This window comes from Bradyrhizobium sp. WYCCWR15520 (assembly GCF_056174665.1).
Window position 1 is genome coordinate 1 of sequence record NZ_JBWBWM010000050.1, and the last position, 26,153, is coordinate 26,153.

Sequence of the window (26,153 nt, forward strand, 5' to 3'; positions counted from 1 at the left end):
CGCTTGCAAAGCCGACAGACCGGTGAACGGGCGGGGTCAAGGCCGCAGCCGCCGTAGGCGGGGGCGCGCCAGCGCCAGCCTTGAGGCCGGCCGATCACCGGGCTACTTCCAGCACAGTTGCTCTGAATTTTCAGAAGGCAAACGAAAATGAAAAACCTCGGGCAGTTCATGTCGCGAGAAGGCATCCTCATAGTCAGTTGTCATCACCCGCGAAAGCGGGTGATCCAGTATTCCAGAGACATCAGTGATTGAGTCGAGAAGCCGCAGCGTACTGGATCCCCGCATACGCGGGGATGACAGTCGAGTATTGCGTCGCTGTCTCCCCGTCATTGCGAGCACAGCATGACCACCAGCCCCACCCTACGCCGGCAGATACCCCTTGATCGCCGGCAGAAAGAAAATCGCGATGTTGATCGCAAACCCCAGGCTCCAGAGGATCGAGCGCAGCGTCGGGCGGTTGCCGAGATAGGTGAAGACGTAGGCGATCCGCACGATCACGAAGAGGATGGCGAGCTCGTCGATCAGGCGTTGCTGCCCCAGCCGAAACTCCGCCAGCAGCACGGCGACGGCAAAGAACGGAAAGGCCTCGATGCCGTTCTGATGGGCGCCGAGCGCGCGGGCGCGGATCGGGTCCTGGTAGAAGGCAGGATCGCGCGGCTTGGCATTGTCGAAACGTGCGTGGGCGGCCCATTTGACCGAGGCGATCGTCAGCAGGTAGAGCAGCAGCGTTCCGAAAATGCACCATTCGGCGATCGTCATGGTTCCTCTCCCCGCGCGCACTGGCGCGCGCGCGCGCCCCGCGGCAATCTGGGAAGCGTACCGAACCGGCGGTTGTCTTGACAAGGATGGTGCAACGCGCGAAGCCATCGAAATCATGACCGTGGTCGTCCCCTTTGGCAATGCGAAGCCGGCGTCGGCAACCCCGCCGCAACGCATCGGCGTGCTGCTGGTCAATCTCGGCACGCCCGATACCGCCGATGCTCAGGGGGTGCGGGTTTATCTGAAGGAATTTTTGTCCGATCCGCGCGTGATCGAGGACCAGGGCCTCGTCTGGAAGCTGATCCTCAACGGCATTATTTTGCGCGTGCGTCCTGCCCGCAAGGCGCGCGACTACCGGAAGATCTGGAACGCCGAGCGAGACGAATCCCCGCTCAAGACCATCACCCGGTCGCAGGCCGAAAAGCTTGGCGAGGCGATCTCGGACCGCGAGCACGTCGTGGTCGATTGGGCGATGCGATACGGCAATCCGTCGATCCGCTCGCGCATCGAGGCGCTGGCCGCGCAAGGTTGCGACCGCCTGCTGGTGGTGCCGCTCTATCCGCAATATTCCGCGGCGACTTCGGCGACCGTGTGCGACGAGGTGTTTCGCGCGCTCGCCGGCATGCGCGCGCAGCCGACGCTACGGGTGAGCCCGCCTTACTACGACGATCCCGATTACATCGAAGCGCTCGCCGTCTCGATGTCAGAACATCTCGCTAGCCTGCCGTTTCAGCCCGAGCTGATCGTGGCGTCGTTTCACGGCATGCCGCAAAAATATGTCGACAAGGGCGATCCCTACCAGGCGCAGTGCGTCGCAACGACCGAAGCCCTGCGCAAGCGCATGGGGCTTGATGCCTCCAAACTGATCCTTACGTTTCAATCGCGCTTCGGCAACGACGAGTGGCTGCAGCCCTATACGGACAAGACCATCGAAAAACTCCCGAAAGATGGCGTGAAGCGCATTGCCGTTGTGACCCCCGGCTTCTCGGCCGATTGCCTGGAGACGCTGGAGGAGATCGCGCAGGAAAACGCCGAGATTTTCAAGCACAACGGCGGCGAGAAATTCTCCGCGATTCCCTGCCTCAACGACAGCGAGCCTGGCATGGACGTCATCCGCCAGCTCGTTTTGCGCGAGCTTCAGGGGTGGATTTAACCTGCCGAAAAATTTCCCATAGCTTGCCGCCGTTCGGCCCTCGATAACATCTGGTGGCCGGCAAATTGTTCCCCAGCTATATAGCCATGACTCGAGAACAGCCGGTCTGAACCGGCGCCGCGGCTTTGCTGACAAAAATGAGAGACCGCGCCCGGCAACGCTCACCTTGCCGGCCCTTGGAGGACTTTATGACTGGTTTCGATATTTTCGCGATTGCCCTTGTTCTGCTCGTCATTGTCACGCTGTTCGCGGGGGTCAAGACGGTGCCGCAGGGCTATGACTGGACCATCGAGCGGTTCGGCAAATACACCCGCACGCTGTCGCCGGGACTGAACCTGATTGTGCCTTATTTCGATCGCGTCGGCCGCAAGATGAACATGATGGAGCAGGTGATCAACATTCCCGAGCAGGAAGTGATCACCAAGGACAACGCGACCGTGACGGTCGACGGCGTCGCCTTCTTCCAGGTGTTCGACGCGGCGAAAGCGAGTTACGAAGTCGCCAATCTCGAGCAGGCGATCATCGTGCTGACCATGACCAACATCCGCTCCGTGATGGGCTCGATGGATCTCGACCAGGTGCTGTCGCATCGCGACGAGATCAACGAGCGGCTGCTGCGCGTTGTCGACGCCGCGGTGTCACCGTGGGGGCTGAAGGTCAACCGCATCGAGATCAAGGACATCGTGCCGCCGGCCGATCTGGTGGAAGCGATGGGCCGGCAGATGAAGGCCGAGCGCGTCAAGCGCGCCGACATCCTGCAGGCGGAAGGGCAGCGCCAGTCGGAAATCCTGCGCGCGGAAGGCGCCAAGCAGGGGCAGATTTGCAAGCCGAAGGTCGCAAGGAGGCCGCGTTCCGCGACGCCGAGGCGCGCGAACGTTCCGCGGAGGCCGAGGCCAAGGCGACACAGATGGTCTCCGAGGCCATCGCCAAGGGCGACGTCGCCGCGCTGAACTATTTTATCGCCGACAAATATATCAAGGCGTTCGGGCAGCTTGCGGATTCGCCGAACCAGAAGATCATCATGCTGCCGATCGAAGCGATGAGCATTTTGGGATCGCTTGCCGGCATCGGCGAGATCGCCAAGGCGACCTTCGGCGAAAGCGCGGCCTCCGCGGCAGCCGCCGCGCGGCGGACGTCCTCGGTGCCGAACACCGGTCCGACGCCGCCGCCGGTCACGCCGCAGCGGTGAGCATCGATCCGGAAGTTCATTCTCGTTGATTAGAGGTTCGTGTCATGGCCGAGATGTTTTCTACCCTGGGCACCTGGAACTGGCTGATCTTCGGCTTCCTCCTGATGGCGCTGGAATTGCTCGCGCCGGGTGTCTTCATGTTCTGGCTCGGGCTCGCGGCGCTGCTGGTCGGGCTGGTATCGTTTGCGTTCAATCCGACCTGGCAGACTCAATTGCTGATGTTCGCGATATTCGCGATCGCCGCCGTGCCGGCGTGGCGATATTTCGCGCGCAGCGCCGGAAGCAGCAACCTGAGCAGCCCGTTTCTCAACAGGCGGACCGAGGCGCTGATCGGCCGCGAATTCACGCTGGAGAAGCCGATCGTCGACGGCACAGGCACGGTGCGGATCGACGACACGATCTGGCGCGTCGCCGGCCCCGACGCGCCCGCCGGCAGCAGGGTCAAGGTGGTTCGGGCAGACGGGGCCAGCCTGACGGTGGCGGCGGCCTAAGTTGCGGTTTGCTTGCTCCAGCGTTCGGCGAAGCGATGCAGCGGCAGGAAGCTTTCCATCAGCTCCCTGCCGAGCGGAGTGAGGCGATAACCATCGCCGGGCAGAAGTTCGACGAGGCCGGCCTCGCGCAACTCCGACAGCCGGGCCTGCATCACCGTCGGCGAGGCGTCGTCGCAGGCGGTGCGGAGCGCGCGCGAGGTCAACGGGCCGTCGCGCAGCTCCCAGACGATCCGCAAGGTCCAGCGGCGGCCGAGCAGATCGAGCAGGGCCATGATGGGGCGGCCGGTTCTGGAGCCGCGAACGGCGCGTTGTTTCGTGCTGGCGGGTGGTTTCGGCATGCGGACCCTCTTGCGCGCCGCTACAAATAATGTAGCGTATTGCTACGTTATTTGTAGCACAGGAGTTGGCCGTGTCCCAGACTGCGCCGCGCATCGCGCCGCTCGAGCCGCCTTACGCACCGGAGATCCAGCAGCAGTTCGACCGAATCATGCGCGGCGCGCCGCCGCTGATGCTGTTTCGCGTCATCGCCGGCAATGCCCGCGCCTGGGAGAAATTCCGCGCCGGCAGCCTGCTGGACCGTGGCCCGCTCTCCCTGCGGGAGCGCGAGATCGTCATCGACCGCACCTGCGCGCGGACGGGATGCGAATATGAATGGGGCGTGCACGTTACGGCCTTCGCGGAAGCCGCACGGCTGACGGAGGAACAGGTCCGCGCCACCGTGTTTGGCGATGCCGATGCTGGCTGTTGGTCGGCGGCAGAACAGGCGCTGATCGCCGCCGTCGATGCGCTGCACGAGCGGGCTACGCTCGATGACGTGGAATTCGCGGCGCTCTCGGCGCATTACGACGAGGCAAAAATATTCGAGATCATCCTGCTGTGCGGACTCTATCGCACGGTGTCGTATCTCGCCAACGGACTGGCGCTGCCGCTGGAGGAGAGCGCGGCAAGATTTCCGCGTTAGTCGTCATTGCGAGGAGCGAAAGCGACGAAGCAATCCATCTCTCCGCTTGCAGAGCTATGGATTGCTTCGCTTCGCTCGCAATGACGTGGAGATATTGAGCCTACGCCACGCCCGCGCGCAGAAAATCGTGCAGATGTACAATACCGACCGGCTTGTTGGCATCGGTGACTATCAGCGTCGTGATCTTCGAGGAGTTGAGAATCTCCAGCGCTTCGCCGGCCAGCACGTCGCGGTCGATCGTCTTCGGATTGCGCGTCATCACCTCGTCGACGGTGGCCGTCATCAGATCGGGCCCCATGTGGCGGCGCAAATCGCCGTCGGTGACGATGCCGACAATATGTCCGCGCGCGTCGATGATGCCGACGCAGCCAAAACCCTTCGAAGTCATCTCGACCAGTGCCTCGGACATGCGGGTGCCGAGCGGCTTCAGCGGCACCGCGTCGCCGGAATGCATGAGGTCGCCGGTATATTTGAGCATCGCACCCAGCTTGCCGCCGGGATGCAGTACGCTGAAATCGGTCGAGGTGAAGCCGCGGCCTTCCAGGAGCGCGATCGCCAGCGTATCGCCGAGCGCGAGCATCATCAGCGAGGAGGTGGTCGGCGCCAGATTATGCGGACAGGCCTCGCGCGCCTTCGGCAGCGTCAGCGCGATGTCGGCTGCCTTGGCTAGAGAGGATTCCCTCTCCGCCGTCATCGCGATCACGGAAATCCGGAACCTCGCGGCATAACTGATCAGATTCTTCATCTCCGGCTGCTCGCCGGACCAGGACAGCGCCAGGATGACGTCGTCGGCGGTGATCATGCCGAGGTCGCCGTGGCTGGCTTCGGCGGCATGAACGAAGAACGCCGGCGTGCCGGTGGAGGCAAAGGTCGCGGCGATCTTGCGGCCGATATGGCCTGATTTGCCAAGCCCGGTGACGATCAGCCGGCCCTTGGCGTTGCGGATCAGGTCGGCGGCGGCGGTGAAGGGGGCGCGCAGATCGGATTGCAGCGCCGCTGTGAGCGCGGCGATGCCGCTGCCCTCGGCATCGAGCGTGCGCAAGGCCGACTGAACGGCGGAGTCAGCGAAGTCGGTGCCGGATGATTTTGCCATCAGCGGATTCGAATGGGCCATGTCTGTTCCAGGGAGGAGGGGCCGCGCCCCAAAGCCCTCCATAGCATGGCCCGTCTGGCGATGCGACGCGCGCCGCAGAGCTCTCAACGACCCATTAACCATAATTGTTTTAACTCCATTAACGACATGTTCCGCGAGCCCGCGGAAGGCGTCGAGTAAGTAGCTGTTTTTGTTGGAGTATATTCCATCGTGATGGCGGGGCCAGTAACGGGCCGGAGCAGCCGCGCGCGCACTCTCCGCGCTGCCTTGCTGTGCCTTGCGCTGACGGCGCTGTCGGGAACCGAAGGCCTGGCACAAACCGTCACGCCGGACCTGTTCAGCTCAAGGCGCGCCAGCCAGGTGACGTCGCCGGATTCGCCGCTGCGCCGGACCGCGGCTGAGGTGAACGATCCGCTCGCCAGTCCGAAGCTGCAGGACGATGAGAAGCGCGCGCCGTCGCGGATCGGACAGATCCCGAAATACGGTTTGCCGGCTGCGAGCGGCGCCGCCGATTCCGGCTACGACTCGCTCAACCGCAAGCGCAAGAAACCGAAATACTACCCGGGGCAAGCGAGGCCGAAGCCGCCGGTCGGTCCCGGCAGTCCACCGCCGCCGATTGCGTCGAACACGCCGCTGCGGCTCTCGATCCCGCCTTCGGAATCCGCCAACAAGACGCGCCTTGCGCCGGCCATGGCGGGCACGGTGGTGGGGCAGCCGCCGCGCAAGCGCCTCAGGATCGACGACGACCCATTCGGCGCCGTCGGCGATTACGCCGGCAGTTTCCTGATCAAATCCGCGGTCGAATTCTCGGGCGGCTACGACACCAATCCGGGCCGGCTTGCCGCTGCGCAAGGCAAGCCGTTCTACGTGGTCGCGCCGGAATTCCTCGCAGTCTCCGACTGGGAACGCCATGCGCTGGTCGCCGATCTCCGCGGCTCCTTCACCGGCTACGGCAGCAATCTCACGTCGAACGCCGACGGCACGCCGCTGTCGGCACCGCTCGATATCGATCGGCCCAATTTCATCGGCCACGTCGACGGGCGGCTCGATGTCAGCCGCGACACGCGGCTGACTGCGCAGGGGCGCTTGTTCCTCTCGACCGACAATCCCGGCAGCCCGAACGTGCAGGCCGGCTTGGCCAAGTATCCGATCTACACCACGGTAGGCACCACCATCGGCGTCGACCAGACCTTCAACCGCCTGCAGGTTTCCGCCGGCGCCACCGTCGACCGCACCGACTATACCAACTCAAAGCTCACCGACGGCACCTCGACCACCAACGACGACCGCAACTTCAACCAATACGGCGGCATCGGCCGCGTCAGCTATGATTTGAAGCCGGGCATCAAGCCGTTCGTGGAGGTGCAGGGTGATAGCCGCGTGCATGACGTCAAGCTCGACCGTGCCGGCTTTGCGCGCGATTCCTCGGGCGGCTACCTCAAGGGCGGCACCAGCTTCGAATTCTCGCGGCTGCTGACCGGCGAAATCGCTGTCGGCTACGCCGCGCGCGACTATGTCGACCCAAGACTCAATCGCCTGGAAGGCCTGCTCGTCTCGTCCTCGCTGGTGTGGACCGCGACGCCGCTGACGACGGCGAAATTCTATTCCGACACCACGATCACCGAGACCACGCTGCCGGGCACGTCGGGCGTGCTGACGCACATCTACACCGTCGAGGTCGACCACGACTTCCGCCGCTGGCTGACCACAATCGGAAAGTTCACTTGGGGCACGCTCGACTATCAGGGCAATCCAAGGCGCGACAAGATCTACACCCTGTCGGGCGAAGCCATCTACAAGATGAACCGCAACATCTGGCTCCGCGGCACGCTGCGGCGCGACTGGCTGGATTCGAACCTGCCGGGCAACAGCACGGCGTCGACGGTGGTGATGCTGGGGGTGAGGGTCCAGAATTGAGAGCGGCGGCCGTGCCGAACTCGTCATTGCCGGGCTTGACCCGGCAAATCCAGTCCCTTCGCTAGAGTCTGATGAAGATTGATGATGCCCGGATCAAGTCCGGGCACCACAGGAGCGGCCTGTCCGTTCTGCTTACCTTGGCAGCGTCGTCGAGCCCATCAGATACTGATCGATCGCCCGCGCGCAGAGACGTCCCTCACGGATCGCCCAGACAACCAGCGACTGGCCGCGGCGCATGTCGCCGGCGGAGAAGACGTTGGGCAGCGAGGTCTTGTAGTCGGTCAGATTGGCGCGGACGTTGCCGCGCTGGTCGAGGTCGACGCCGAGCGTCTTCAGCATGCCTTCGTGCACCGGGTGCACGAAGCCCATGGCCAGCAGCACGAGCTGCGCATCGAGTTCGAACTCGGTGCCGGGCAGCGGCTTGAACTTGTCGTCGACCTTGACGCAGTGCAGCTTCTGCACCTTGCCATCGACGCCCGAGAATTTTTGCGTCAGCACTGCGAATTCGCGCTTGGCGCCTTCGGCCTGGCTCGACGAGGTCCGCATCTTCAACGGCCAGTTCGGCCAGGTCACGCCTTTGTTCTCGTGCTCGGGCGGCGCCGGCATGATTTCGAGTTGCGTGACGGATTTTGCGCCCTGCCGGAACGAGGTGCCGATGCAGTCTGAACCGGTGTCGCCGCCGCCGATCACAACGACATGCTTGCCTTCGGCGAGAATGTCCTTGGCGTCGCCGAGCGGCTCGGAGGAGACGCGCCGATTTTGTTGCGGCAGGAAATCCATCGCAAAATGGATGCCGTCGAGGTCGCGGCCGGGGATCGGCAGATCGCGGCCGGCTTCGGCGCCGCCGGTCAATGCCACGGCGTCATACTGGTTGAGCAACTCGCGCGGATCGATCGCGCTGTCCGAGGTGCCGCCGACATGGACGCCGTAATGGAACGTCACGCCTTCGGCCTCCATCTGCGCCACGCGGCGGTCAATGATGTGCTTCTCCATCTTGAAGTCGGGGATGCCGTAACGGAGCAATCCGCCGGCCTTGGCGAACTTCTCGTAGACATGGACGTCATGACCGGCGCGCGCGAGCTGCTGCGCGGCGGCAAGGCCGGCGGGGCCGGAGCCGACGATTGCGACCTTCTTGCCGGTCTTGGCGGGCGCAATCTCAGGCTTCAGCCAGCCATTGTCCCAGGCGCGGTCGACGATGGCGCATTCGATCGTCTTGATGGTGACCGGATTGTCGTCGATGTTGAGCGTGCAGGACGCTTCGCACGGCGCGGGGCAGATGCGGCCGGTGAACTCCGGGAAATTGTTGGTCGAGTGCAGGTTGCGCGAGGCTTCTTCCCAATTGTCCTGATAGACGAGGTCGTTGAAATCGGGGATCTGGTTGTTGACCGGGCAGCCCGGCGTGCCCGGCGCCACCGAGCCGGTGCCGTGACAATAGGGGATGCCGCAGTTCATGCAGCGCGCGGCCTGCTCGCGGGTGTCCTTCTCGCTTAAGGGAATGACGAATTCGCGATAATGCTTCAAACGCTCGGCGACCGGCGCATACTTGCGGTCATGCCGGTCGATCTCGAGAAAACCTGTGATCTTGCCCATTAAACCTGATGCCCCTGCATCTCTCGTTCGTATCTGTCTGTTTCCGTCACCCTCCGTCATTGCGAGGAGCGTGAGACGCGAAGCAATCCATTGTTCGGCTTGTGGCGCTATGGATTGCTTTGCTGCGCTCGCAATGACGGGCTCGTTTAACTAAGCCCCGATCGCGATTTTTGGCTCGGCGTCGGCGTTTGCCTTCAATTCCTTCAGCGCGCGGCGGTATTCCACCGGCATCACCTTGCGGAATTTCAGGAGCCACGTCTTCCAGTCGGCGAGAATCTCGGCCGCTTTCTTCGAGCCGGTCAACTTGGCGTGGCGCGTGATCAGGATGTGCAGCCGCTCGATATCGGACTCCAGCAGATTGGCGAACACATCGACCCGGCCATGCGCCTCGAGATCGCCGGAGTGATTGTAGGTGCCGGCGTTGATAAGCTCTTCCGACAGCACCGGCTCGAGCTCGACCATCGAGAGGTTGCAGAGCTTTTCGAAATCGCCGGCCTCGTCCAGCACATAGGCGACGCCTCCCGACATGCCGGCCGCGAAGTTGCGCCCGGTCTTGCCCAGCACCACGACGATGCCGCCGGTCATGTATTCGCAGCAATGATCGCCGGCGCCTTCGACGACCGCGATCGCGCCGGAGTTACGCACCGCAAAACGCTCGCCGGCGATGCCGCGGAAATAGCATTCGCCCTCGATCGCGCCGTACATCACCGTGTTGCCGACGATGATGGACTCTTCCGGCACGATGCCGGAATTCCTAGGCGGCTTGACGATGATGCGGCCGCCGGAAAGGCCCTTGCCGACATAGTCGTTGCCTTCGCCTTCGAGATCGAAAGTGACGCCGCGCGCCAGCCACGCGCCGAACGCCTGGCCCGCGGTGCCCTTCAGGCTGACGTGAATGGTGTCATGCGGCAGTCCGGCATGGCCGTAGATCTTTGCGACCTGGCCCGACAGCATCGCACCCGCTGAGCGGTCGGTGTTGTTGATTTCGTCCTCGATCTTCACTGGCGCGCCGCGGTCGAGCGCGGCCTGCGCCCTCTCGATCAGGCGGCGGTCCAGCACCTTCTCCAGATGATGGTTCTGGGCCTCGGCGTGATAGATCTTCTGGCCCGCCTCCTCCTTCTGGCGGACGAAGAGCTTTGAGAAATCGAGCCCCTTGGCCTTCCAGTGCGCCACCAACGTGGACTGGTCGAGCATCTGGGTCTGGCCGACCATCTCATCGAACTTCCTGTAGCCGAGCTGCGCCATGATCTCGCGGACTTCCTCGGCGACGAAGAAGAAGTAGTTGATGACGTGCTCGGGCTGGCCGGTGAAGCGCTTGCGCAGCACGGGGTCCTGGGTCGCGACACCGACCGGGCAGGTGTTGAGGTGGCACTTGCGCATCATGATGCAGCCTGCCGCGATCAGGGGCGCGGTGGCGAAGCCGAACTCGTCCGCGCCGAGCAGCGCGCCGATCACGACGTCACGTCCGGTGCGGAAGCCGCCGTCGACCTGGACCACGATGCGGCTGCGCAGCCGCTCGCGCACCAGCGTCTGATGGGTTTCGGCAAGGCCGATTTCCCACGGCGAGCCTGCATGCTTGATCGAGGTGAGGGGAGAGGCGCCGGTGCCGCCCTCGAAGCCTGCGATGGTGACATGGTCAGCGCGCGCCTTGGCAACGCCCGCGGCCACCGTGCCGACGCCGATTTCGGAAACCAGCTTGACCGAGACCTGACCGTCCGGATTGACGTTCTTGAGGTCGTAAATGAGCTGCGCCAGATCCTCGATCGAATAGATGTCGTGATGCGGCGGCGGCGAGATCAGGCCGACGCCGGGCGTCGAGTGCCGCACACGCGCGATCGTCGCGTCGACCTTGTGGCCGGGCAACTGTCCGCCTTCGCCGGGCTTGGCGCCCTGTGCCATCTTGATCTGCATCATGTCGGAGTTGACGAGATATTCCGTCGTCACGCCGAAGCGGCCCGAGGCGACCTGCTTGATCGCCGAGCGCATCGAATCGCCGTTCGGCATCGGCTTGAAGCGATCGGCCTCTTCGCCGCCTTCGCCGGTGTTCGACTTGCCGCCGATCCGGTTCATCGCGATCGCGAGCGTGGTGTGCGCCTCGCGCGAGATCGAGCCGAACGACATGGCTCCCGTGGCGAAACGCTTGACGATTTCGCTTGCCGGCTCGACCTGGTCGAGCTTTACGGGCTTGCGCTTCTCGTCCTCGGCGGTCTTGAGCCGGAACAGGCCGCGCAGCGTCAACAGCCGCTCGGACTGCTCGTTGAGGATTTTTGCGAACGCGCGGTAACGCTCCTGCGAATTGCCGCGCACGGCATGCTGCAGCGTGGAAACGGATTCGGCGGTCCAGGCATGGTCCTCGCCGCGGGTGCGGTAGGCGTACTCACCGCCGACGTCGAGCGCGGTCTTGTAGACCTGCGCGTCGCCGAACGCATCCGTATGGCGGCGCGCGGTTTCCTCGGCGATCTCAGCGAGCCCGACGCCTTCGATGCGGGTGTGGGTGCCGGCAAAATATTTTGCGACGAAATCGGCCTTCAGCCCGACGGCGTCAAAGATCTGCGCGCCACAATAGGACTGGTAGGTCGAGATGCCCATCTTGGACATCACCTTGAGCAGGCCCTTGCCGATCGACTTGATGTAGCGCTTGACGATCTCATAGTCGTCGAGCGAGCCCGGCAGGCGGTCCTTCATCGCGATGATGGTTTCGAACGCGAGGTAAGGATTGATCGCCTCGGCGCCGTAGCCGGCCAGGCAGGCGAAATGGTGCACTTCGCGCGGCTCGCCGGACTCGACGACGATGCCGACCGAGGTGCGCAAGCCCGTGCGGATCAGATGATGATGTACTGCGGCGCAGGCAAGCAGCGAGGGAATCGGAATTCGGTCGGTGCCTGCCATGCGGTCGGACAGGATGATGATGTTGACGCCTTCGCGCACCGCGCCTTCAGCGCGCGCGCAGAGCTCGTCGAGCACCTGCTCCATTCCCGCCGCGCCGAAGCCGGCGTGGAAGGTGGTGTCGAGCGTGCGCGACCTGAAATGCGTGTCGGCGACGTCGGAGATCGAGCGGATCTTTTCCAGATCCGCATCGGTCAGGATCGGCTGGCGCACTTCGAGCCGCTTGGTCGAGGCCATACCCTGCAGGTCGAACAGGTTCGGCCGCGGTCCGATGATCGAGACGAGGCTCATCACCAGCTCTTCGCGGATCGGATCGATCGGCGGGTTGGTGACCTGCGCAAAGTTCTGCTTGAAATAGGTGAACAGCGGCTTCGGCCGGTCCGACAACGCCGAGATCGGCGTGTCGTTGCCCATCGAGCCGGCGGCTTCCTCGCCGGTCGCCGCCATCGGCGTCATCAGGATGGTGATGTCTTCCTGCGAATAGCCGAACGTCTGCTGCCGATCGAGCAGCGGCAGATTGGAGCGCATGCCCTTGACGGGCGCGTCAGGCAATTCCTCCAGCACGAGCTGGGTGCGATGCAGCCAGTCGCTGTAGGGATGGCTCTTAGCCAGTGTCGCCTTGATCTCGTCGTCGGGAATGAGACGTCCCTGTTCGAGATCGACCAATAGCATCTTGCCCGGCTGCAGCCGCCACTTGGTGACGATCTGGTCCTCGGGAATCTTCAGCACGCCCATCTCGGACGCCATCACGATGCGGTCGTCCTTGGTGACGAGATAACGCGCCGGACGCAGGCCGTTGCGGTCGAGCGTCGCACCGATCTGGCGGCCGTCGGTGAAGGCGATCGCGGCGGGGCCGTCCCACGGCTCCATCAGCGCGGCATGATATTCGTAGAAGGCGCGGCGCTGCTCATCCATCAGGGGATTGCCGGCCCACGCTTCCGGAATCATCATCATGACCGCGTGCGGCAGCGAGTAGCCGCCCTGCACCAAAAATTCGAGCGCGTTGTCGAAGCAGGCGGTGTCGCTCTGGCCCTCATAGGAGATCGGCCACAGACGGCTGATGTCCTTGCCGTAGAGCTCCGAATGCACGGAAGCCTGCCGCGCCGCCATCCAGTTGACGTTGCCGCGCAGCGTGTTGATTTCGCCGTTATGGGCGATCATCCGATAGGGATGCGCCAGCGACCAGGTCGGGAAGGTGTTGGTCGAGAAGCGCTGGTGCACCAGCGCCAGCGCGCTGTCGAAATCCGCCTCGTGCAGGTCGGGATAGTACTTGCCGAGCTGGTCGGCGAGGAACATGCCCTTGTAGATCACGGTGCGGCACGACAGCGAGACCGGGTAGTAACCGGCCATGCCGCGGTCGCGGCGCTGATAGATCGCCTGCGAAATCGATTTGCGCAGGATGTAGAGCCTGCGCTCGAACTCGTCCTCGGTCTTCGCCGTGCCGTTGCGGCCGATGAACATCTGCATGTGGTAGGGCTCGGTCGGCTTGACGGTTACGCCGAGCGAAGCGTTGTCGGATGGCACGTCGCGCCAGCCGAGCAGCACGAGCCCCTCTTCCTTGATCTGTTCGGCGATGATGCTCTGGATCACCTTCCGCCAGGCCGTCTCCTTCGGCATGAACAGCGCGCCGATCGCGTAATGGCCGGGCTCCGGCAGCTTGAAGCCGATCTCGGCGGCCTTGCGCGAAAAGAACGCGTGCGGGATCTGCACCAGAATGCCGGCGCCGTCGCCGGCGCGCGGGTCGGCGCCGACGGCGCCGCGATGCTCGAGATTGCAGAGAATGTTGAGCGCGTCGGAGACGATCTGGTGCGACTTGCGGCCCTTGATGTTGGCGATGAAGCCGACGCCGCAGGAATCCTTCTCCATGCCGAGGTCGTACAGGCCCTCGGCCGGCGGACGCCAGTCATGCTCGCGCGTAGTGTCGGCCGGTTTCGAAGCCGCGGTCGCCGACAGGGTTTCTGCCACGATATTTTCGCGCTCGAATTCCGACCCGCTCATCTCATTCCTCTCAAAAAGGCTAAGGGCCTCACCGTATCGTCGGCGCACCTTGGACGCTTGCGGCACCCACCGGGCCACCGCTCGTCCGCCGCGAGCCGCAATTTCTTAAATTCAGGCCTGGGCGTTCAACGTCCCTGAGGAACGGCCTTGCCTGCACTGCCCTGACGCTCGTGGCGCCACGGTTTCGGTGCAATCCCTGTGCCGGGAAAGCCCCGCAATTGAGACAGTGATACTGTCCTACCTTCGACCATTGCAAATTTTTCTTTATCACACAAGCGCGTGAAAGTCCTCGCCCGCATGCAGATCGGCGCTTGGCCGGCTTGGGGAAAAACTGCCAGCGGGGATTTGCGGCAACGGCGCCCCGATCCGGCCCAAGGACTGCCGGATTTCGCACTGAAATTCCAGCCCGGACCGGCAGGCGAGAGCAAGAAATGCTTCGCTTCGGCGCGGCGGCTGCGGGGCTTACAGGAGCTTTCGGTAATGAAGTTGTTCACGGGATCTTTGGCGGCGGGATTGATCCTTCTGGCGGGTGGCGCGCAGGCGCAGGTGCCCGGGCCTGATGGGATCGGACGCTCGCCATACAGGGCGGTGTCGGATTTCGAGGCCCCCTATGCGGTGGCGCCGCAGCCGGCTCCCGGGCCGTATTACGAGCCCGGGCCACGCTATGGCTATGGCCCCGGTCCGGGCCTGTTGCCGTCCACAGAAGTCTATTCCGTGCTGCGCGACAACGGATTCTCGCCGCTCGGTATCCCGAGGCTCCGCGGCTTCGTCTACACGATCGCGGCGATCGACCGCGGCGGCGAGGGCGGACGGCTGGTGATCGACGCGCGGAACGGCCGGATCATCCGCTTCGTGCCGGGCTACGGCATGGGCGACAATTTCTATGAAGAGCACAGCGCGCTCCCTGGAACTCCAGGGGCTCGGCCGCCGCAGGCCCATGCGACGGTTCCGCCGGCTCATGTCCAGGCCGCGCCAGCTCATGTCCAGGCCGAGCCGCGGCCGATGCGGCCGGCTCCCAAGGTTGCGAGCCGCACGGTGCCGGTGCCGAAGGCCAGCCCGATCGCGGCCAAGCCGGCTCCGGTGCAGCAGCAGGCCACGGCACCTGCGCCGAAGCCGACCGAAGTTCAGGCCGCGGCTTCGCCGACGACGACGGAATCGGTCCCAGCCAAGCCCGCCCCGCAGATTGCGCCGACGCAGGATATGCCAAAGGCACAGGGGCTGGAGTAACTTCCATCCGGACCATGAACAAAAAACGCCCCGGGCCTTACCGGGGCGTTTTCATTGTGGCGGGCTATTCGCGCTGACCGGCGGCGGCCAGGATCAGGTCGGCGACCTTGTCCGGCTGCGAGACCAATGACAGATGGCCAGCGTCCAACTCGACTGTCGTCGCATTCATGCGCTTGGCCAGAAACCGCTCGAGGTCGGGATTGATGGTGTAGTCCTGCTTCGACACCGCGTACCAGCTCGGCTTGCTATGCCAGGCGGCTGCGGTGGTGCGGCCGGCAAAAATCGAAGCCGCGGTCGGCCACTGCACGGCGTAGAGGACTTCCGCCGTCTTGCGGTCGACGCCATTAGCGAAATATTTCAGGAACGCGTCCTCGGACAGTTTGGTGAAGCCGTCATGCTCCTGAACGCCGGCACGCGCCGGGCCGGCCGGAAATTTCTGCGATAGCGCGACGAAATCCTCGCCCGCATCGGGCGCGCGCGCTGCGATATAGACCAGCCCCGTGACCTTGGGATCGGTGCCGACTTCGCTGATGACGGTGCCGCCCCAGGAATGCGCTACCAGCACGGTCGGGCCGTCCTGCTGCGCCAGTGCACGGCGCGTGGCGGCGACCGAATCCGCCAGGGAGGTCAGCGGATTCTGGACCGCCGTGACGTGAAGTCCCGCTGCCTGCAGCCGCGGAATGACTTCCGACCAGCTCGATCCGTCGGCCCAGGCACCGTGCACCAGCACGACGTTTTTCACTTTGACCGGTGCGGCGGCCTGCGCCGGCGTGGCGAGTGCGCCGAACGAGCCTGCAAAAACACTGGCGGCGAGCGCCGCAACGATCTGTAACTTCGTCATCGATCTCTCCTGGTTGATATGTCTGTTGAAGTGCCGGGTGCGAAAGTGAGTACGTCGCCGAACTGCAAATGTTACGCGTCTCTAGTCACCGGTGCCGGTTCGCGCGATGAAGTAGTCGTTGCAGAGGCGGACATCATTTAAATTCGCTGTTAATCAGCGGAGCGCGGACCGCTCCGTCCTTGTCATGAGCGCAAAAAAAACGCCCCGGTTTCCCGGGGCGTTTTCGCGTTCGGCCAATACCGGCCGAAATTCTGGCTGCTTACGCGGCGACCGAGGCGTCGACCACCTGCGGGGTCTGCGCGCCCGAGTTGATCGGAATGCTGCGCGGCTTCTTGGCCTCGGGGATCTCGCGGACGAGATCGACATGGAGGAGGCCGTTCTCGAGCGAGGCGTTCTTCACCTGCACGAAATCGGCAAGCTGGAAGATGCGCTCGAAGGCGCGCGCGGCGATGCCGCGGTAGAGCACTTCGGATTTGTCGTTGCCGTTCTCGTTGGCTGACTTCTCGCCCTTGATCGTCAGCGTGTTTTCCTTCGCGACAATCGAAAGCTCGCCTTGCGCGAAGCCGGAGACCGCAACGCTGATGCGGTAGGCGTTCTCGCCGGTGCGCTCGATGTTGTAGGGCGGATAACCGGGGCTGCCGTCCGAGGTCACCTGATCCAGCAGGTTGAAGAAGCGGTCGAAGCCGACGGTGGAACGATAAAACGGAGTGAGGTCGTAGGTACGCATAGGGTAGTCCTCCATTGAGCGACTGTTTCAATTAACCCGCCCGCCATCGGGCCGGGCCGTAGTCCTGTGCAGCCTTAGAGTTTTGGAGCCGTGAGTTTCGGTTCCGAAACACTGGTAGCGGCCTGCACAGAAGTGATATGGGAGGGGTGAAATGACGTTCAAGAGGGGCGAAACGGGCCCCTTTTTTGCGCCCCCGCCTTGATTTCCAGCCCTTTTCACCTAGCCGGTTCCCTCGCATGACGCTCGTCTCGATCCCCGCCAATCCGGTTCCGGAGGATGTCGTCTCGGGCACGATCAAGACGCCCGACGGCGCGGAATTGCGGTTCGCGCGCTGGGCGCCGCCGGCGGGCCGCAAGGGCACAGTCTGCGTCTTCACCGGCCGCAGCGAGCAGATCGAAAAATACTTCGAGACGGTGCGCGACTTGCGCGACCGCGGTTTTGCCGTGGCGATGATCGACTGGCGCGGCCAGGGGCATTCCTCACGCCGCCTGCGCGATCCGCGCAAGGGCTATGTCCGCGACTTCTCCGATTTCGAGGTCGACGTAGAAACCTTCGTGCAGCAGGTGGTGCTGCCGGATTGCCCGCCGCCGTTTTTCGCGCTGGCGCATTCGATGGGCGGTGCGGTCATGCTGCGGGTCGCGCATGCGGGAAAGCGCTGGTTCGACCGCATGGTGCTGTCGGCGCCGATGATCGACCTGCCGGGGCGCAGGACCTCGTTCCCGACGCGGGCGCTGCTTCGGACCATGCGGCTGATGGGGCAGGGCGGCCGCTACGTGCCCGGCGGCAGCGACGCGCTGACCGGGACGGAATCCTTCATCAACAACCCCTTCACCAGCGATCCCGTGCGCTACGCCCGCAACGCCGCGATCCTGGAAGAAGACCCGACGCTGGGCCTTGGTTCGCCGACAGTGGCCTGGGCCGATACCGCGTTCAGGGCGATGCATACTTTTCGCGGCATGAATTACCCGTCCGAAATCCGCCAGCCGATCCTGATGCTGGCCGCCAGCAATGACACCATCGTTTCAACGGCTGCGATCGAGGAATTCGCCTATCACCTGCGCGCCGGCTCGCATCTGGTGATCGCAGGCTCCAAGCACGAGATCCTGCAGGAGCAGGACCGCTACCGCTCGCAGTTCTGGGCGGCGTTTGACGCCTTCGTGCCGGGCACGCCGCTGTTCAAGTAGTGCTCAGCGCGAGGCCGGCTTCGGCAGCCGTGCCGTGATCCGCTCGGGCAGCCGTCGCTCGACGAACAGCGTCCTGACTTCGGCGACGCTGAGATAGCGCGCTTCGCCTTCGCCCTTGCCGAGGATTTTCAGCAGCACCGGCCATTCGCCCTTCATCAGGATCGGGAAGTACCAGCGTGCCGCATCTCCGTCGCGCTTGATATTGGCTGCCATGAAGGTTTCGATCTCTTTCGCCGTCAGCCCGATCTCGATGCCGCCTGCCGGATCCTTGCAATCCTTGCCGAAGCTGGCGAGGCGGTCGATTTGCTCGTCATTGACCCTCGCCTCGGCATCGAGAATGCGCGAGCCGCCACCATGCTTGTCGAGCGGACCGTTGCGCAGTCGATCGAGCACGGCGCCCGAGGTCGCGCTCTTGAATACGCGTCCCGGCCCGAGGCCGTTGGCGATGACGGCGACCATCCAGGTTGCCATCCGCACCTTCTTTTTACCAAAGCCGGTTTGCCCGCTCGCGTCCCCGACGATTTCGGAGAGCTGCGAAAGCGACACGACGTCGCCGCCGACATAGCCGTTGGCGACCAGCGCGCGCAAAAACGGGCATGGGTTATTGGGTGAAACGGCAATCTGTCCGGCCGGTGTTGCACCCGGAGGAGTATCGATGGAGGTGTTCGACATGGCTTCAAATCCTCAAAGCGCCAAGTATGAAAATCGGTCCGCTGAAGGCGAAGCGAATGACGGTACTGAAAGGAATGCGGTGGTGCGCTACTTCAGCGTGTGGCAAGCTTTGGCGGAATTCGACGCCGTGTCAACCGAGCGGTTCACACACGCTCAGGAATCTGCGGCGAGCTTTGGCGAGGCTTCGACGAGCGTCAATCGGCTGTAGGGAACGCCGGCTTTCAAGAGGCCCTCGCGTAGATGGGCGATGTCGGCAGGCATCTTCCAGCGAAAATTCCGCAAGTACCGTTCGATGGTCAGGGTCGGATAGTTGTTCAGCAGGACTTCGGCCGCGCTTGCCGCTTCTGCAGTTCGTCCCATTTGCGCAAGCGCCGCCGTCCGTATCGCAAGCGCCTGAAGATGATTGGGATGGGCATATAGCTCTTCGCGCGCCCATGACAGCGAAGCGTCATATTGTCCAAGCAGATAGTGGCTGAACGCGTTCACGGCCGCCCATTGGTAGCGGGGGTCGCTGTTGCCGCGCTGCGCCGCCATCGTAAACAGCTCGATCGCGGGCCGGTGTTCGCCCGACATCAGATGGCAGAACCCAAGGACCCCACGGGCGCCCATGTCGTATGGGTTGAGCCCGACCGCCCGCTTGGCGGCATCCATCGCCGCCTCATAGTGCCCTTCCACCGCGTGCAGATAGGCGAGAATCTGAAATGCAAAGGACGAACGGGGATCGAGCCGGACGCTGCTCTCCGCGAGGCTCATCACGGAATCCCACACTTCGCGCGTACCCTTGATCCAGCCGAACTGGATGCCCTGGGCCTGGATAGTGGCGAGATAGGCGCGCGCGATCGACAGTGTCGGATCGAGCGCGATGGCCTCCTTGAACAGGCTGATCGAGGTTTCAAAATCCGCCTTGGTCTGCAAATAATAGTAGGACAGCCCCTTGAGGAAACGATCCCAGGCGGTGATGTCGTTCGACGAGGAACGGGGCGGAGCGGACGCTTCCGCCCGGTAGATTTCGGCTGCGATCGCCGCCGACAGGCTGGTGGTGAGTTCGTCCTGCATCGCGAACAGGTCGCCCATATCGCGGTCGAACCGGCCGGTCCACAATTGTTCGCCGGTTTCGGGCGCGATCAATTCGGCGGTGACGCGGATCTTGCTCGCGGCGCGGCGCACCGAGCCCTGGATCAGGTAGGTGGCATCGATCTCGCGCGCGATCAGGCGCGTGCTCACGTTCTTGCCCTTGAACGGGAACGTCGAGTTCCGGGCCAGCACCCGATAGAACGATTGCAGCGAAAGCGCGTGGATCAGGTCCTCGGTCAGCCCGTCGGAAAAATACTCGTCCGCGCTTTCGCTCAAATTCGCGAACGGGAGCACGCCCACGATCGCGGTGCGATATTGGGCAGGCAGATTTGTGACAGATGTTTCGGACGCCGCCTTGCGCGCGGGGCCGGCCGCATCAGTGCCACCCGGCTGCCAGGTCCAGACATGGATCGGCTCCTCGATGTTCTTGAACCGGTAGGGACCGGCATCGACGAAGGTGACGCTGAGGCGTTTGCCGGCCTCGTGGCAGGCCTTGCCCGAAACTGCCACGCCGCCCGGGGCGGCGACCGATTCGAGGCGGACGGCGATGTTGACGTCGTCGCCGAACACCTCGTCCTCGTCGGCCATCACGTCGCCCATGTGAATGCCCATGCGGAACTGCATGGAGCGATCGGCGGGCAAATGTTCGTTTCGCTCCGCCATCACCATCTGCATCGCGACCGCAGCTTCGATTGCGCCAACGATCGAGGGAAACTCGAGAAGAAAGCCGTCGCCGGTGTTCTTCACCAGGCGGCCGCCATGATTGAGGATGATCGGGTAGATCGCGCTTCGATGGGCCTTGAACGTGGCGTGCGTCCCCGCCTCGTCGGCTCCCATCATTCGGGAATAGCCGGCGACGTCGGCGCAGACGATGGCTGCCAGGCGTCTTTCCATATCCCCTTATATCCCCAACGGCGCCGGAATGGGCTGCATAACCACTACGCGGTCGGCCGACCGATTCCAATGTTTATAAAATATGCGCAATCTGGTGGAAGGCCGATTTGCTCATGATAGTACTGCAATCCTTCGAGATTGGCATTGGTCTCAGGTGCAAGGGAACCCGTTAACGATGGCAGAAGCGCTCGGCATTCACGAACTCTGGCTGTTTATCCTCTCCGGGTTGCTGCTCAACATCACCCCGGGGCCGGACACGGCCTATATTATCGGCCGCAGCATCCAGTTCGGATGGCGGGGCGGGGCTGCGGCGGTAATCGGGATCTGCACCGGCTGCCTCGTTCACGTGTTCGGTGCCGCTATTGGCCTGTCGGCGCTGTTAATGGCGTCATCCGCCGCCTTTACTGTCCTGAAATGGGCCGGCGCCGCCTATTTGCTGTTTACGGGCGTCCAGATGCTGCTGTCGCGCTCGCGCCCGCTGGCGGAAGTGGCCGCAGCAGGCGGCGACACGTCGCTTGCCCGCGTGTTCTGGCAGGGCGCCCTGACCAATGTGCTCAATCCCAAGGTGGCGCTGTTCTTCCTGGCGTTCCTGCCGCAATTCGTGGCCGCAGAGTCTCCCCACAAGACGGTGGCCTTTCTGGTGCTCGGCCTGATCTTCATCACCAGCGGCATGTTGTGGTGCTTCTGCATCGCCGCCTTCGCGGCCAGGGCCGCCGGCCGTATCCGGCAATCGGCTGGCGCTGTGGCCTGGGTCAACCGCGCGCTCGGCGGGCTTTTCGTCTATCTCGGCATCCGCGTGGCGATGCTGGAGGCGCGTTAAGATCCGGTCGCCTATCTGGTGAATTCCCTGGCGAGAAATGAGCGGGTGTCCGGCATGGCTTCCGCGCAAGCTACGACATCAACTTCGCAAACGCGTTCGTGGCGAGGTAGAGGCCGAGTACAATCATGCCGATCTGGAACCAGCGCCGAAAGATATCCGGCTGCAGCCGCGTCCGCACCGCCTGTCCGATAAACATGCCGGCAAAGGACGCCCCTAGGGCGACTGCGCCGGGCAGTGCGGTTGCAACCGTCAGCAGGCCGGCGCCGGTGAGGTTGAGACCAAGCGCCAGGGTCGCGACCGTGAAGAACACGCCCAATGCCTGGATCAGCTCTTCCTTCTCCATGCCGATCGCCTGCAGAAACGGCACTGATGGAATGACCTGGACGCCGGTTGCCGCAGAAATCAGGCCGGTGATCACTCCGACGATGCCACCGACCCATTTTTCGTTTTGGCGGGCAACGGTGAAACTGAATTTGCACAGGCCGATGATGGCATTGATCGCCAGCAGCAGGCCGAGCGCGATGGTGGCATAGCGCGCATAGGGACCGGTCAGCGATCCCGCGTTCAGCCAGACGCCGGCAGCTGTTCCGGCCAGCAACGGCCATAGCCGTCGGAAAATATCGCGCAGATAAGGGCCGCCGAAGGTTTGCCAGATGTTGGTGACGATCGCCGGTACGATGACGATGGCGATCGCCTGGGCCGGCGGCATCGACACCGCGAGCAGTCCCATCGACACCGTCGGCAGGCCGAGCCCGATTGCGCCCTTCACGAAGCCCGCGAGCAGGAAGGTGGCAGTGACGAGGAGAAGCAGGGTATCGAACATGCGGGAGAGATTGACCTATCGGCGTAATGGGCACAATCTGGAGGTTACGGAGGCAGCCTTCGGATTGGCCGAAGGCTATCTCTCCCTCCGTCATTGCCTGCGACAAACGCGAAGCGTTTGCGCAAGGGAGCGTAAGCGACGAAGCAATCCATCTATCCGTTCTGCTGCGCCATGGATTGCTTCGCTTCGCTCGCAATGACGGTCAAGTAGGCCGCAAGGAATCCCGATGCGCTTTGATCTGGTCGATCTTCAACTCTTCGTTGCGGTGGCGGAGACGCGCAGCATTACCAACGGCGCGGCGAAGGTTCATCTTGCACTGGCCTCGGCGAGTGAGCGCATCAAGGGGCTGGAAGAAGCGCTTGGCGTTGCGCTGTTGACGCGTGGTCGGCGCGGCGTCGAACTGACGCCGGCCGGTGAAAGCCTGCTCGATCACGCGAGAGTGGTGCTCCACAATGTAGAGGCAATGCGCGGCGATCTCTCAGCGTTTGCCCGCGGCGCAAAGGCCACTGTCCGCTTCCTCGCCAACACGTCGGGGCTTTCGGAGTATCTGCCGAAGGCGCTGGCTGCCTTCCTCGCCGCGCATCCTCACATTTCGATCGACGTGGAGGAGCGCGAAAGCGCGGAAATCGCTCGCGCTATCGTAATCGGTTCCGTCGATCTGGGGCTCGCCGCCGAGCACGCACTTGCCGACAATATCGAGCGGATGCCGTTCAGCGAGGATCGCCTGGTGCTGGTTGCCGGGCGGCACGACGAACTGGCGAACCGGCGGCAGGTCGATTTCAGCGAAGTGGTGGAGCGCGATTTCGTCGGTCTGATCAGCTCGATCGCGCTGCACACTCATATCAGTGGACATGCGGCGCGTCTCGGCGCACGTCTGCGCTTTCGCGCGCGGCTGAACAGTTTCGATGCGATCGGCCAAATGGTCGCCGCGGGCATCGGGATCGGCGTGATGCCCGAGGTCGCGGCGAAACGATGCGCGCGATCGATGAAGATCAATGTCATCAGGATCAGGGATTCCTGGGCCAACCGGAAGCTCGTGATCTGTGCGCGGAGTTTTCGGTCGCTGCCCAAGCCCGCGCAGCAACTGGCCGAGCACTTGCGCAAAGCTGCGCCACGTTGAACAGGAGAGCGAATGCGGAGGTCCGGGAAGCCCTGCGGCTTCACTTGGCAGAGGCAAGGCCGGCGGCCTTGATGACGCGCGCCCACTTTTGGGTCTCGCTTCCGATGTAGTCGCGGAAATGCCCCGGCGTGTCGCCGGCGACCGTCAAACCCTGATCGGCGAGCTTCTGTCTCACCTGCGGATCGTTCATCGCCTCGTTGGCGACGCGGTTCAGGATGTTGACGACGCTCTCGGGCGTTCCGGCCGGCGCGAGCATGCCGTACCAGTTTTCGATCAGGAGATCGGGCATGCCGACCTCCGCCGTTGTCGGCACGTCGGGTGAGGTAGGCGCGCGTTTCGGCGCGCCCAGCGCAATCGGGCGCAGGGTGCCCGCCTTGATATGCGGCAACAGCACCGGCAGATCGAGAAACGCCATCTGCACCTGCTGGCCGAGCAGATCATTGATGGCGGGCGCAGCACCGCGGTAGGGCACGTGCACGATGTCGATTGCCGCCGTCTGCTTGAGTAGTTCGCCGGCAAGATGCGGCATGCCGCCGACACCGGCGGATGCGAAATTGAGTTTCCCGGGCTGTGTCTTCGCGAGCGCGATCAGTTCCTTCATATTGCTGGCGGGCACGTTGCTGGCGACGACCAGCATCTCTGGCACTGTCGTCACCAGCGTGACGGGCGCAAAATCCTTCGCCACGTCGTAAGGCACCTTTTCCATCGTCGGGTTGATGACCAGTGCGCTCGCGCTCACGATTCCGATCGTGTAGCCGTCGGGGGCTGCCTTGGCGATCGTATCGGTGCCGAGCACGCCGGCTTGGCCGCCGCGATTGTCGATCACCACCGGCTGCTTGGCGATTTCCGACATGCGCTGGCCGACCACGCGCGCGATGATGTCGTTGGGGCCGCCGGGTGGGAACGGCACGATCAGCTTGATCGGTTTGCTGGGAAAATCCTGCGCGGCCGCCATCGCCGGCAGCAGCACGGACAATCCGGTAAGGAGCACGCGAAGAGCCTTCATGAAAGCCTCCGGTCACTTGTCGTGGCCGGTCGGCACGAAGCGTGCCAGTCCCGGCTATTCAGTCTTCAGTGCAGCCATCGTCAGGGATGCGTTGTCCGTGTCGAAATGTTCACTTCGTTGTCACGACTCCCGCGTCCTTGATCACCTTCGCCCACTTCTTGGTTTCGCTGTCGGTGAAGCGGCGGAAATGTTCCGGCGAGTCGCCGACCAGCGTTGCGCCCTGGGCCGCGAGCTTCTCCTTCACGGTCGGGTCTCGCATCGCTTCGGTCGTGATCTTGTGCAGGCTAGCTATGATCGCCGGTGGCGTGGCGGCGGGCGCCACCATGCCATACCAGTTCTCGATGATCATGCCGGGCATTCCGGCTTCGGCGGTGGTCGGTACCTCCGGCGCCGTCGGCGCCCGCTCAGGCGCGCCGACCGCGATCGGCCGCAGTGCGCCCGCCTTGATCTGCGGCAACAGCACCGGCAAATCGAGGAATGTCATCTGCACCTGCTGTCCCAGCAGGTCGTTCACCGCCGGCGCGGCGCCGCGGTAGGGCACGTGCACGATGTCGATGTTGGCCGTCAGCTTGAACAATTCGCCCGCCAGATGCGGCAGGCTGCCGGGACCGGAAGAGGCGAAATTCAGTTTGCCCGGCTCCGCCTTGGCGAGCGCGATCAGTTCTTTCATGTCCTTGGCAGGGACGTTGGTCGCGACCACCAGCATTTCGGGCACGGTGGCGACCAGCGTCACCGGCGCGAAATCCTTCAGCGTGTCGTAGGCGACCTTTTCCATGCTCGGGCTGATGGCGAGCGCGCCCGCGCTCGAGATCGCGATGGTGTAGCCGTCGGGCGGGGCTTTTGCGACCGCGTCGGTGCCGAGCACGCCGCCCTGGCCGCCGCGGTTGTCGATCAGCACCGGCTGCTTGGCAATCTCGGACATGCGCTGGCCGATCACGCGCGCGATGATGTCGTTGGGGCCGCCGGCCGGGAATGGCACGATCAGCTTGATCGGTTTTGCGGGGAAATCCTGCGCAGAAGCCAAGACTGGTAGCAATACGGGCGATAATAGCAGCGTCAGTCCAGCAAGCAGCCTGCTCAGCAGTCTCATAAATGCTCCCCGATGGCGCATCTGTCGTGCGCGTTGGCTTGCATCGTACGCGAGGAATCGCGCGATGCAAGGTCCTGTCGGTGGCCGCGGGCGCGCAGCCTCGTCAGAGCAGGAGTTCGTCCGTACGCGCGAGCCTGACCGATCGTCGGGTGATCAGATTGCTCCAGACCCAGTTGTGGTGACGAATGACACTGGCGGCGTCGAGGTGGGGCCGGTCGCTCAAGGTGTGGCCGTCGGTCACCACGACAACATCATGATGGTTTGACACGGCCGACCGGACGGTTGCGTCGACACAGAAATCCGTCGCCCATCCCGTGATCAAGATCCGGTCTGGGGCGATCTCTTCCAGGCGCGCCATGAGGTCGGTGCCGGCGAAGGCATCGTTCAGGGTCTTGCGAATGACAATATCGGCCGGGATCCGATGAAGCTCCGGCAGAAGCGCCCAGCCCCGCGTTTCCGGCTCGAAATCATCTCCCTTGCCGCCGCAGTGCTGGACGAAGATGACCGTGCCGGACCGTTCGCGGACTTTTGCGGCGAGCCGGTTGATGCGCTCGATGACACCGTGCAGATCGTGCTTCGGCTCGCCGTTAAGGAGCCCGACCTGCATATCGACGACGATCAATGCATCCATCGGGCTC

Annotated in this window: 22 protein-coding genes and 1 pseudogene; 10 read left to right on the forward strand and 13 right to left on the reverse strand. The window is 63.6% G+C overall.

Annotated elements, in window-relative coordinates; translation table 11 throughout:
- Positions 1 to 360: 360 nt before the first annotated feature.
- Positions 361 to 759, reverse strand: a complete 399-nt coding sequence (locus tag AC0QUY_RS36620) for an MAPEG family protein (RefSeq protein ID WP_475390868.1) — start codon at positions 757 to 759, stop codon at positions 361 to 363.
- A gap of 115 nt (positions 760 to 874) precedes the next feature.
- Between AC0QUY_RS36620 and hemH the strand changes: the two genes are divergently transcribed.
- From hemH to AC0QUY_RS36635, 3 genes and pseudogenes are all read left to right on the forward strand, one after another.
- Positions 875 to 1,912: a ferrochelatase gene (gene hemH / locus AC0QUY_RS36625; RefSeq protein WP_475390918.1), complete on the forward strand. Its 1,038-nt coding sequence runs from the start codon at positions 875 to 877 to the stop codon at positions 1,910 to 1,912.
- A gap of 188 nt (positions 1,913 to 2,100) precedes the next feature.
- Positions 2,101 to 3,101 (forward strand): annotated as a pseudogene (locus tag AC0QUY_RS36630) (SPFH domain-containing protein).
- A 44-nt stretch (positions 3,102 to 3,145) separates the two neighbouring features.
- Positions 3,146 to 3,592 (forward strand): NfeD family protein, encoded by a 447-nt coding sequence (locus AC0QUY_RS36635; protein WP_161849889.1) that lies wholly within the window; start codon positions 3,146 to 3,148, stop codon positions 3,590 to 3,592.
- On the opposite strand, the gene AC0QUY_RS36640 is transcribed toward AC0QUY_RS36635, so the two are convergent.
- The gene (locus tag AC0QUY_RS36640; protein ID WP_161849888.1) at positions 3,589 to 3,930 is read right to left on the reverse strand and encodes a winged helix-turn-helix transcriptional regulator; all 342 of its coding nucleotides are present in this window, start codon (positions 3,928 to 3,930) and stop codon (positions 3,589 to 3,591) included. The genes AC0QUY_RS36635 and AC0QUY_RS36640 overlap by 4 nt on opposite strands.
- A gap of 71 nt (positions 3,931 to 4,001) precedes the next feature.
- On the opposite strand from AC0QUY_RS36640, the gene AC0QUY_RS36645 reads away from it, so the two are divergent.
- Positions 4,002 to 4,553 (forward strand): carboxymuconolactone decarboxylase family protein, encoded by a 552-nt coding sequence (locus AC0QUY_RS36645; RefSeq protein ID WP_475390870.1) that lies wholly within the window; start codon positions 4,002 to 4,004, stop codon positions 4,551 to 4,553.
- A gap of 100 nt (positions 4,554 to 4,653) precedes the next feature.
- Here AC0QUY_RS36645 and AC0QUY_RS36650 read toward each other — a convergent pair whose 3' ends face one another.
- Entirely contained in the window at positions 4,654 to 5,667 is a 1,014-nt protein-coding gene (locus AC0QUY_RS36650; RefSeq protein WP_475390872.1) for a KpsF/GutQ family sugar-phosphate isomerase, read from the reverse strand.
- 192 nt (positions 5,668 to 5,859) lie between these two features.
- Between AC0QUY_RS36650 and AC0QUY_RS36655 the strand changes: the two genes are divergently transcribed.
- Positions 5,860 to 7,563: an outer membrane beta-barrel protein gene (locus AC0QUY_RS36655; protein ID WP_475390874.1), complete on the forward strand. Its 1,704-nt coding sequence runs from the start codon at positions 5,860 to 5,862 to the stop codon at positions 7,561 to 7,563.
- Positions 7,564 to 7,695: 132 nt separating this feature from the next.
- On the opposite strand, the gene AC0QUY_RS36660 is transcribed toward AC0QUY_RS36655, so the two are convergent.
- The gene (locus AC0QUY_RS36660; RefSeq protein WP_475390876.1) at positions 7,696 to 9,153 is read right to left on the reverse strand and encodes a glutamate synthase subunit beta; all 1,458 of its coding nucleotides are present in this window, start codon (positions 9,151 to 9,153) and stop codon (positions 7,696 to 7,698) included.
- Positions 9,154 to 9,303: 150 nt separating this feature from the next.
- Positions 9,304 to 14,037, reverse strand: a complete 4,734-nt coding sequence (gltB, locus tag AC0QUY_RS36665; RefSeq protein WP_475390878.1) for a glutamate synthase large subunit — start codon at positions 14,035 to 14,037, stop codon at positions 9,304 to 9,306.
- A gap of 480 nt (positions 14,038 to 14,517) precedes the next feature.
- Here gltB and AC0QUY_RS36670 point away from each other — a divergent pair, with 480 nt between their 5' ends.
- Complete coding sequence (locus AC0QUY_RS36670) at positions 14,518 to 15,264, forward strand: hypothetical protein (protein ID WP_475390879.1); 747 nt, start codon at positions 14,518 to 14,520, stop codon at positions 15,262 to 15,264.
- A 64-nt stretch (positions 15,265 to 15,328) separates the two neighbouring features.
- On the opposite strand, the gene AC0QUY_RS36675 is transcribed toward AC0QUY_RS36670, so the two are convergent.
- Together AC0QUY_RS36675 and AC0QUY_RS36680 are read right to left on the reverse strand one after the other, a co-directional pair.
- A complete protein-coding gene (locus AC0QUY_RS36675; protein WP_161849882.1) occupies positions 15,329 to 16,105 on the reverse strand; it encodes an alpha/beta fold hydrolase in 777 nt (258 codons plus the stop codon).
- Positions 16,106 to 16,364: 259 nt separating this feature from the next.
- The gene (locus AC0QUY_RS36680; protein ID WP_475390881.1) at positions 16,365 to 16,832 is read right to left on the reverse strand and encodes an Hsp20 family protein; all 468 of its coding nucleotides are present in this window, start codon (positions 16,830 to 16,832) and stop codon (positions 16,365 to 16,367) included.
- 236 nt (positions 16,833 to 17,068) lie between these two features.
- Between AC0QUY_RS36680 and AC0QUY_RS36685 the strand changes: the two genes are divergently transcribed.
- On the forward strand, positions 17,069 to 18,016 hold the full coding sequence (locus AC0QUY_RS36685; protein ID WP_475390882.1) for an alpha/beta fold hydrolase: 948 nt from the start codon (positions 17,069 to 17,071) through the stop codon (positions 18,014 to 18,016).
- Positions 18,017 to 18,019: 3 nt separating this feature from the next.
- On the opposite strand, the gene AC0QUY_RS36690 is transcribed toward AC0QUY_RS36685, so the two are convergent.
- On the reverse strand, positions 18,020 to 18,688 hold the full coding sequence (locus AC0QUY_RS36690) for a hypothetical protein (RefSeq protein WP_161849879.1): 669 nt from the start codon (positions 18,686 to 18,688) through the stop codon (positions 18,020 to 18,022).
- Between AC0QUY_RS36690 and AC0QUY_RS36695 the strand changes: the two genes are divergently transcribed.
- The gene (locus tag AC0QUY_RS36695) at positions 18,672 to 18,896 is read left to right on the forward strand and encodes a hypothetical protein (protein WP_475390884.1); all 225 of its coding nucleotides are present in this window, start codon (positions 18,672 to 18,674) and stop codon (positions 18,894 to 18,896) included. The two genes, AC0QUY_RS36690 and AC0QUY_RS36695, sit on opposite strands and share 17 nt — an antisense overlap.
- On the opposite strand, the gene AC0QUY_RS36700 is transcribed toward AC0QUY_RS36695, so the two are convergent.
- Complete coding sequence (locus AC0QUY_RS36700; RefSeq protein ID WP_475390885.1) at positions 18,842 to 20,656, reverse strand: adenylate/guanylate cyclase domain-containing protein; 1,815 nt, start codon at positions 20,654 to 20,656, stop codon at positions 18,842 to 18,844. The two genes, AC0QUY_RS36695 and AC0QUY_RS36700, sit on opposite strands and share 55 nt — an antisense overlap.
- Before the next feature lie 175 nt (positions 20,657 to 20,831).
- On the opposite strand from AC0QUY_RS36700, the gene AC0QUY_RS36705 reads away from it, so the two are divergent.
- On the forward strand, positions 20,832 to 21,476 hold the full coding sequence (locus tag AC0QUY_RS36705; RefSeq protein ID WP_161849877.1) for a LysE family translocator: 645 nt from the start codon (positions 20,832 to 20,834) through the stop codon (positions 21,474 to 21,476).
- Positions 21,477 to 21,546: 70 nt separating this feature from the next.
- On the opposite strand, the gene AC0QUY_RS36710 is transcribed toward AC0QUY_RS36705, so the two are convergent.
- Positions 21,547 to 22,299 carry a sulfite exporter TauE/SafE family protein gene (locus AC0QUY_RS36710; protein ID WP_475390887.1) on the reverse strand — a complete coding sequence of 251 codons (753 nt, stop codon included), beginning with the start codon at positions 22,297 to 22,299 and terminating at the stop codon, positions 21,547 to 21,549.
- Positions 22,300 to 22,525: 226 nt separating this feature from the next.
- Here AC0QUY_RS36710 and AC0QUY_RS36715 point away from each other — a divergent pair, with 226 nt between their 5' ends.
- On the forward strand, positions 22,526 to 23,419 hold the full coding sequence (locus AC0QUY_RS36715) for a LysR substrate-binding domain-containing protein (protein WP_475390889.1): 894 nt from the start codon (positions 22,526 to 22,528) through the stop codon (positions 23,417 to 23,419).
- 40 nt (positions 23,420 to 23,459) lie between these two features.
- Here the strand turns inward: AC0QUY_RS36715 and AC0QUY_RS36720 are convergent, their stop codons facing one another.
- From AC0QUY_RS36720 to AC0QUY_RS36730, 3 genes are all read right to left on the reverse strand, one after another.
- Positions 23,460 to 24,425: a Bug family tripartite tricarboxylate transporter substrate binding protein gene (locus AC0QUY_RS36720; RefSeq protein ID WP_475390890.1), complete on the reverse strand. Its 966-nt coding sequence runs from the start codon at positions 24,423 to 24,425 to the stop codon at positions 23,460 to 23,462.
- 109 nt (positions 24,426 to 24,534) lie between these two features.
- Complete coding sequence (locus AC0QUY_RS36725; RefSeq protein WP_475390891.1) at positions 24,535 to 25,515, reverse strand: Bug family tripartite tricarboxylate transporter substrate binding protein; 981 nt, start codon at positions 25,513 to 25,515, stop codon at positions 24,535 to 24,537.
- 103 nt (positions 25,516 to 25,618) lie between these two features.
- The gene (locus tag AC0QUY_RS36730) at positions 25,619 to 26,146 is read right to left on the reverse strand and encodes an isochorismatase family protein (RefSeq protein ID WP_475390893.1); all 528 of its coding nucleotides are present in this window, start codon (positions 26,144 to 26,146) and stop codon (positions 25,619 to 25,621) included.
- Between the last annotated feature and the right edge of the window lie 7 nt (positions 26,147 to 26,153).

Excerpts from the sequence above, each read along its gene's own strand:
- AC0QUY_RS36640 (WP_161849888.1), bottom strand. The coding sequence starts at position 3,930 with ATGCCGAAACCACCCGCCAGCACGAAACAACGCGCCGTTCGCGGCTCC.
- AC0QUY_RS36700 (WP_475390885.1), bottom strand. The coding sequence starts at position 20,656 with ATGGAAAGACGCCTGGCAGCCATCGTCTGCGCCGACGTCGCCGGCTAT.
- AC0QUY_RS36715 (WP_475390889.1), top strand. The coding sequence starts at position 22,526 with ATGCGCTTTGATCTGGTCGATCTTCAACTCTTCGTTGCGGTGGCGGAG.
- AC0QUY_RS36660 (WP_475390876.1), bottom strand. The coding sequence starts at position 9,153 with ATGGGCAAGATCACAGGTTTTCTCGAGATCGACCGGCATGACCGCAAG.
- AC0QUY_RS36730 (WP_475390893.1), bottom strand. The coding sequence starts at position 26,146 with ATGGATGCATTGATCGTCGTCGATATGCAGGTCGGGCTCCTTAACGGC.
- AC0QUY_RS36725 (WP_475390891.1), bottom strand. The coding sequence starts at position 25,515 with ATGAGACTGCTGAGCAGGCTGCTTGCTGGACTGACGCTGCTATTATCG.
- hemH (WP_475390918.1), top strand. The coding sequence starts at position 875 with ATGACCGTGGTCGTCCCCTTTGGCAATGCGAAGCCGGCGTCGGCAACC.
- AC0QUY_RS36650 (WP_475390872.1), bottom strand. The coding sequence starts at position 5,667 with ATGGCCCATTCGAATCCGCTGATGGCAAAATCATCCGGCACCGACTTC.
- AC0QUY_RS36720 (WP_475390890.1), bottom strand. The coding sequence starts at position 24,425 with ATGAAGGCTCTTCGCGTGCTCCTTACCGGATTGTCCGTGCTGCTGCCG.
- gltB (WP_475390878.1), bottom strand. The coding sequence starts at position 14,037 with ATGAGCGGGTCGGAATTCGAGCGCGAAAATATCGTGGCAGAAACCCTG.
- AC0QUY_RS36685 (WP_475390882.1), top strand. The coding sequence starts at position 17,069 with ATGACGCTCGTCTCGATCCCCGCCAATCCGGTTCCGGAGGATGTCGTC.
- AC0QUY_RS36620 (WP_475390868.1), bottom strand. The coding sequence starts at position 759 with ATGACGATCGCCGAATGGTGCATTTTCGGAACGCTGCTGCTCTACCTG.
- AC0QUY_RS36710 (WP_475390887.1), bottom strand. The coding sequence starts at position 22,299 with ATGTTCGATACCCTGCTTCTCCTCGTCACTGCCACCTTCCTGCTCGCG.
- AC0QUY_RS36670 (WP_475390879.1), top strand. The coding sequence starts at position 14,518 with ATGAAGTTGTTCACGGGATCTTTGGCGGCGGGATTGATCCTTCTGGCG.
- AC0QUY_RS36675 (WP_161849882.1), bottom strand. The coding sequence starts at position 16,105 with ATGACGAAGTTACAGATCGTTGCGGCGCTCGCCGCCAGTGTTTTTGCA.
- AC0QUY_RS36695 (WP_475390884.1), top strand. The coding sequence starts at position 18,672 with ATGGAGGTGTTCGACATGGCTTCAAATCCTCAAAGCGCCAAGTATGAA.
- AC0QUY_RS36655 (WP_475390874.1), top strand. The coding sequence starts at position 5,860 with ATGGCGGGGCCAGTAACGGGCCGGAGCAGCCGCGCGCGCACTCTCCGC.
- AC0QUY_RS36705 (WP_161849877.1), top strand. The coding sequence starts at position 20,832 with ATGGCAGAAGCGCTCGGCATTCACGAACTCTGGCTGTTTATCCTCTCC.
- AC0QUY_RS36690 (WP_161849879.1), bottom strand. The coding sequence starts at position 18,688 with ATGTCGAACACCTCCATCGATACTCCTCCGGGTGCAACACCGGCCGGA.
- AC0QUY_RS36635 (WP_161849889.1), top strand. The coding sequence starts at position 3,146 with ATGGCCGAGATGTTTTCTACCCTGGGCACCTGGAACTGGCTGATCTTC.
- AC0QUY_RS36680 (WP_475390881.1), bottom strand. The coding sequence starts at position 16,832 with ATGCGTACCTACGACCTCACTCCGTTTTATCGTTCCACCGTCGGCTTC.